The sequence below is a fragment of the Bacillus sp. HMSC036E02 genome (assembly GCF_001836235.1).
Taxonomy (GTDB): domain Bacteria; phylum Bacillota; class Bacilli; order Bacillales; family Bacillaceae_G; genus Bacillus_A; species Bacillus_A cereus.
Window position 1 is genome coordinate 126,477 of sequence record NZ_KV827874.1, and the last position, 6,676, is coordinate 133,152.

Below are 6,676 nucleotides of genomic sequence, written 5' to 3' on the forward strand. Positions count from 1 at the left end.
GCATAATTTCATTTTTTTCTCTCTTGACTTCACATCAATATCTCTTCTTTGCTACGAATGGTGAAAAATTGGTATACTATAACCAAATTATGGAGGTGTTCTCGCGATGACTCATTATAAAGACGATAGTTATGCCTTACATACAGACCTATATCAAATCAACATGGCTTATACATATTGGAAAGATGGTATTCATAATCGCCGTTCTGTTTTTGATTTATATTTTCGAAAGCTTCCATTTGAGAACGGCTACGCTGTTTTTGCTGGCCTTGAGAAAATTGTAGAGTACATAGAAAATTTCAGTTTTACTGAAAGCGATATCGCTTATTTAGCAGAATTACAATTTGAAGAAGAATTCCTTCATTATTTACAAAATATGAAATTCACTGGGACCATTCGCAGTATGCAAGAAGGTGAAGTTGTATTTAATAACGAGCCTTTATTACGTGTTGATGCACCACTTGGTGAAGCACAAATTATTGAGACTGCCCTCTTAAATATTGTGAATTACCAAACATTAATTGCCACAAAAGCAGCACGTATGAAACATGCTGCAAGTAATGATGAGCTTTTAGAGTTCGGCACAAGACGTGCCCATGAGTTCGATGCTGCCCTTTGGGGGACGCGTGCTGCCTTTATTGGTGGGTTCTCCTCTACAAGCAACGTTCGTGCTGGGAAACGCTTTGGGATTCCTGTAGCTGGCACACACGCTCACTCTTTCGTTCAAGCATATCGCGATGAATACGTCGCGTTTAAAAAATACGCTGAAACTCATAAAAAGTGCGTCTTTCTCGTTGATACATATGACACATTGAAATCTGGTGTTCCAAATGCGATTCGTGTTGCAAAAGAATTTGGGGATCGTATTGATTTCTATGGCATACGTCTTGATAGTGGTGATATGGCTTATTTATCGAAAAAGGCACGAAAACTATTAGATGAAGCAGGGTTTACAAATACCAAAATTATCGCTTCTAGCGATTTAGATGAATACACAATTATGCACCTTAAATCTCAAGGAGCAAAAATTGACGTATGGGGCGTTGGGACAAAATTAATTACGTCCTTTGAGCAACCTGCATTGGGGGCTGTTTACAAACTAGTTGCGATTGAAGATACTGACGGAAAATTAAATGATACGATTAAAATTTCATCTAATCCTGAAAAAATTACCACTCCAGGACTGAAACGAATTTATCGTATTATCAATCGGGTTAACGATCATGCAGAAGGCGATTATATTGCGTTAGATTCTGAAGAACCTGGAAAAGAAGAGCGCTTAAAAATGTTCCATCCAGTTCACACATATATAAGTAAATTCGTAACAAACTTTGAAGCCCGTGAACTCCATAAAGACATTTTCGTTAACGGTGAAAGAACATATGAACTACCAAGTATATTAGATATTCAACAATATAATGAACAGAGTCTCGCTCTATTTTGGGAAGAATACATGCGAACTTTAAATCCCGAAGAGTATCCTGTCGATTTAAGCCAAGAATGTTGGGATCATAAAATGAATTACATTCAAACTGTTCGAGAACAAGTTGAAAAAAACATACAAAAGTAAACAGAGAAGTTTCTCCTTCTCTGTTTTTTCAATACTATATGGATATTTGTAAAAAATATATTAAAATAATACGACGAATGTTTTTATTTGTAAATTTTAATATTATATTATTTAAAAGTAAAATAATATTTGATATTATTTTATTAAATCAATTTCAACAAAATAACCAATAAAAAAGAGGACGCAGGTTGCGTCCTCTTTTTTATAAATCTTTCACTCGTAATACACGCATTGCATTTAACACTGCAAGTAGTGTCACACCAACATCTGAGAAAACAGCTTCCCACATTGTTGCAATACCAAAGGCACCAAGTAATAGAACGATCCCTTTTACACCTAAAGCAAAGATGATATTTTGCCACACTATACTTCTTGTGCGTTTTGCAATTTTTACAGCTGTCGCAATTTTTGAAGGCTCATCAGTCATAATAACGATGTCTGCCGCTTCAATTGCTGCATCTGATCCTAAACCACCCATCGCAATACCAACGTCTGCACGGGCTAATACTGGTGTATCGTTAATACCGTCACCAACGAAGGCAATTTTTTCTTTTCCATGCTTCGCTGTATCAATTTTTTCAATCTCTTCTACTTTTTGTTGCGGTAGTAATTCCGCATGAACTTCATCTAAGCCTAATTCTTTACCGACAGCTTCACCAACTGTTTTTGCATCACCAGTTAACATTACTGTCTTTTTAATACCTAGTTCTTTTAACTTTTGAATCGCTTGTTTCGAATCCTCTTTTACCTCATCAGAAATAACAATATAACCTGCATATTTTCCATCTACAGCAACGTGAACTAATGTACCTACTGTTTCTGGTTGTTTAAATTCAATATTTTCTTTTCTCATTAATTTTGCATTACCTGCAAAAATTCCTTTTCCTTGTACTTTTACGACTGTACCGTGACCAGAAATTTCGTTATAATCATCGATTATTTTTTCATCAATTGATTTTCCATATGCCTTTCGAATAGATTGGGCAATTGGATGGTTAGAATACACTTCAGCAAATGCCGCATACTCTAATAACTCTTCGCTTGTAGTACCTTCGCTCGGTTCCATTTTTGTAACTTTGAAAACACCTTTTGTTAATGTTCCTGTTTTGTCAAAAACAATATATTTTACATCATTTAAAGCTTCTAAATAGTTACTACCTTTTACTAACACACCACTTTTAGATGCACCACCGATACCTCCAAAGAATCCAAGAGGAATGGATACAACTAACGCACATGGACAAGAGATTACTAAGAACACTAAAGCTCTATAAATCCACTCAGAGAATGTAGCCCCTTCTAAAATAAGCGGTGGAATAAACGCCATGATCGCCGCTGTAATAACTACAACTGGAGTGTAGTAACGCGCAAACTTCGTAATAAAGTTTTCTGTTGGTGCTTTTTTACTGCTTGCATTTTGAACTAAATCTAAAATTTTCGATACAGTTGATTCACCAAACTCTTTTGTAACTTCAATTGTTAATACACCGTTTTGGTTCACAAAGCCACTTAATACATCATTTCCAACTTCAACTTCACGTGGTACAGATTCACCAGTTAATGCTGAAGTATCTACCATTGATGTTCCTTCAATTACTTTTCCGTCTAATGGTACTTTCTCACCTGGCTTAACGATAATATAATCGCCAATTTGTACATCTTCTGGTGATACTTGTTTCGTTTCATTCCCAATCTTTACATTCGCATAATCAGGACGAATATCCATTAATGAAGTAATTGATTTTCGGGAGCGGTTTACCGCAATGCTTTGGAATAGTTCTCCTACTTGATAAAATAGCATTACTGCTACGGCTTCTGAATATTGCTGAATTGCAAAGGCTCCTACAGTTGCAATTGCCATTAAGAAGTTTTCATCAAATACTTGGCCGCGAGTTATGTTTCTTACCGCTCTCCAAACGATATCTCCACCTATTAATAAATAAGCAAGGACAAATAACGGAATTGTTACCATTTGTGGTAAGCTCGCTAATGCAGCAATTGCTGTCAAAATTCCGCCGACCACTAATCTCCCTACCATCTTTTTCACGTTTGCTTCACCATGATCGTGACTATGTCCGTGGTCATGACCGTTCTTCTCTTCACGAACAACTTTCACATCTGGCTCTAACTTTTGAACGACATTTGTTATATTTGCTACAGTTGCTTCTAGTTCTCTTTTATTCGCAACTTCTACTCGTAGTTTCTTCGATACGAAATCAACAGTTGCTTCTGAGACAGCTGGCATTTCCTTCACTTTATTTTCAATTTTCATTGCACAGTTCGCGCAATCTAAACCTTCTAATATAAATACTTCTTTAGCAATTTTATTTTTTTGCTCTTCTTGCACTTTAATATGCGGTTCTAATTTTGTAACGAGTTGTTTTGCTTCCGTAACAACTTCGTTTTCTTTATTTTGTGCTGTTTCTAAGATCATTGTCTTTGTTGCGAAGTTTACAGAGCAAGAATTTACTCCTTCTATATTCCCAACACCTTTTTCAATTTTCATTGCACAATTCGCACAATCTAAACCTTCTAACATCAGTTTCTTTTTCACTAACGCTTCAGCCATCGTTCTCCCTCCTCGCGTTCTTTTTATTCTTCTTCGTTTACGTGTTCAAACGCTTGCTCGAAGATATGAATTACGTGCTGGTCAGCTAACGAATAATAAACAACCTTTCCTTCTTTACGATTCTTCACAAGTTTCGCTTGCTTTAACACACGAAGCTGATGCGAAATAGATGATTGTGTCATTCCTAATAAATAAGCTAAATCACAAACGCACATTTCAGCTTCAAATAGCGCATGTAATATTCTCGTACGTGTACGGTCACCTAATACTTTAAATAGTTCTGCTACTTTACTTAAACTTTCATCAGTTGGAATTGTTTGTTTTACTTGCTCTACAACTTCTTCATGAATTATCGTTTGAGAACATGTCTCTTGTGGTGTTTCTACTTTATTTCCAGCCATAATAGCTCACCTCTTTAATTGAACATATGAACAATCATTCATATATCTTATACTCTTATTATATGAGCGCCTACTCATATGTGTCAATGAAATCTGAATTTTTTTTATGAACATTCCGTTCACATTTTAGTAAGGCATATACATATTTTCCGCATCCTCTATATTCTCATACAAAAAAGGATGTACAATTCGCACACCCTTTTTTCATATTCCGACATAAAAATTCAACAAAGTAATATATGTTCCCTTTATTTCAACAAAAGAAAAAGCCTTGCGCGCTCCCTAGACGCACAAGGCTTACTGTGTTTATATCCCTTTAATTAGCTTGTTCTAAATTATCCTGCGAACTTCCATCGTCTTTTAAATGACTATGTTTTTTCGAATAAACAAAGTATACAACTACTCCGATTGCTAACCAAGCACCGAAGTACATCCATGTTTTTAATGGTAGGTTTACCATTAAGAATAGACAACATGCAATTGAAATAATCGGCAAGATCGGTACAAGTGGTACCATAAATCCACGTTGTAATTTTGGATGTGTTTTACGAAGAATAATAACTGACACACCAACCATCGCAAATGTTAATAACGCTCCAATATTCGCTAAATTCGATAATTCTTTTAAATCGATAAATCCAGCAATTAAAGCACTACCAATTCCTGTTAACCAAACTGTAAATGTTGGTGCTTCTGTCTTTTTATTAATTTTCGCGAAAGATTCTGGCAATAAACCGTCACGGCTCATAGCGAAGAATACACGTGTCGTTGCATAAATGTAAGCAAAAATTACTGCCATAATACCAATTACAGCTCCAATTGCGATTATACCAGCTACTTTATCTTGTCCTACAACTTCTAACACATACGCCATCGCTTCCGGTACATCTAGCTCTTTATATGAAACCATACCCGTCATAACGAGACAAACTACAACATAAATGATTGTACAAATGACTAACGAAGCGATAATACCAATCGGTAGATCACGTTGCGGATTTTTTACTTCTTCAGCAGAAGTTGCTAATGCATCAAATCCTAAGAAAGCAAAGAATACTGCTGCTCCCCCCGCGAAAACTCCACTTAAACCATACGGTGCAAATGGTATCCAGTTTTCTGGTTTCACGTAGAATACACCAACTGCAATGAATAAAACAACGATACCAATTTTAATTAATACCATTATGTTATTCACTCGTTTACTTTCTTTCGTACCTCTTGATAATAACCAAGTTATAACTAATGTAACGATAACTGCTGGTAAATTCACTATACCACCTTGAGACGGAATCGTTAGCAGTGCTTTTGGAATTTCAAGCCCTAATCCACTCACTAAGTTATGGAAGTAACCAGTCCATCCGCCAGCTACTGCGGCAGTCGTTACAACATATACGGATAGTAATGTCCATCCCATTAAATGAGCTACAAACTCGCCAATTGTTGCATATGAGTATGTGTACACACTACCTGAAACAGGAAGTGTAGAAGCAACCTCTGCGTAACATAATGCTGCAAATCCACAAACGATGGCTGCAATCATGAATGAAAAAATAACTGCTGGACCAGCATCTCTTGCTGCTACTAATCCAGTTAATACTAGAACTCCTGTACCAATTATCGCACCAATCCCTAGCATTGTTAGGTCAAATGCCCCTAGCGTTTTCGTCAAAGTTTTACTTTTACTTTCCCCTAACAATTGCGTAACGGATTTCTTTTTAAATAGGTTGGCCACGATGTATGCCCCCTTTTGCCAAGAAGAGCTAAGAGATCTTCACTCTTAGCTCTTATCATGTTGTTTTATATATTGTTCGATTTTGTTTTGTATAATGCTTCTATTAGCAAGATACTGTTTCTGCTTCTAATAATTCTTTAGCACCTTTGTACTCTACACCGTGAGCTTCTGCAACTGCTTCAAATGTTACATAGCCATCTAATGTGTTAATACCTTTTAGTAATGCAGTGTTGCCTAGGCAAGCTTCTTTGTAGCCTTTGTTAGCAATTTGTACTGCATATGGTACTGTTACGTTTGTTAATGCAAGAGTTGATGTACGTGGAACCGCACCTGGCATGTTTGCAACTGCATAATGAACAACGCCGTGTTTTTCATAAGTTGGGTTATCATGAGTTGTAATACGA

Annotated in this window: 4 protein-coding genes and 1 pseudogene; 1 reads left to right on the forward strand and 4 read right to left on the reverse strand. The window is 36.3% G+C overall.

Going from position 1 to position 6,676, the window contains the following annotated elements:
* Positions 1-106 precede the first annotated feature (106 nt).
* Positions 107-1,570, forward strand: a complete 1,464-nt coding sequence (locus tag HMPREF2590_RS25675) for a nicotinate phosphoribosyltransferase (protein ID WP_000150186.1) — start codon at positions 107-109, stop codon at positions 1,568-1,570.
* 202 nt (positions 1,571-1,772) lie between these two features.
* Here the strand turns inward: HMPREF2590_RS25675 and HMPREF2590_RS25680 are convergent, their stop codons facing one another.
* The 4 genes and pseudogenes from HMPREF2590_RS25680 to HMPREF2590_RS25695 all read right to left on the reverse strand — a co-directional run.
* The gene (locus tag HMPREF2590_RS25680) at positions 1,773-4,139 is read right to left on the reverse strand and encodes a heavy metal translocating P-type ATPase (RefSeq protein ID WP_050821596.1); all 2,367 of its coding nucleotides are present in this window, start codon (positions 4,137-4,139) and stop codon (positions 1,773-1,775) included.
* A gap of 23 nt (positions 4,140-4,162) precedes the next feature.
* Positions 4,163-4,540, reverse strand: a complete 378-nt coding sequence (locus tag HMPREF2590_RS25685; RefSeq protein ID WP_000918378.1) for an ArsR/SmtB family transcription factor — start codon at positions 4,538-4,540, stop codon at positions 4,163-4,165.
* A 316-nt stretch (positions 4,541-4,856) separates the two neighbouring features.
* Complete coding sequence (locus HMPREF2590_RS25690) at positions 4,857-6,272, reverse strand: amino acid permease (RefSeq protein WP_001284887.1); 1,416 nt, start codon at positions 6,270-6,272, stop codon at positions 4,857-4,859.
* Between the two features lie 103 nt (positions 6,273-6,375).
* A pseudogene (locus HMPREF2590_RS25695) lies at positions 6,376-6,676 on the reverse strand (alanine dehydrogenase); the annotation flags it as partial.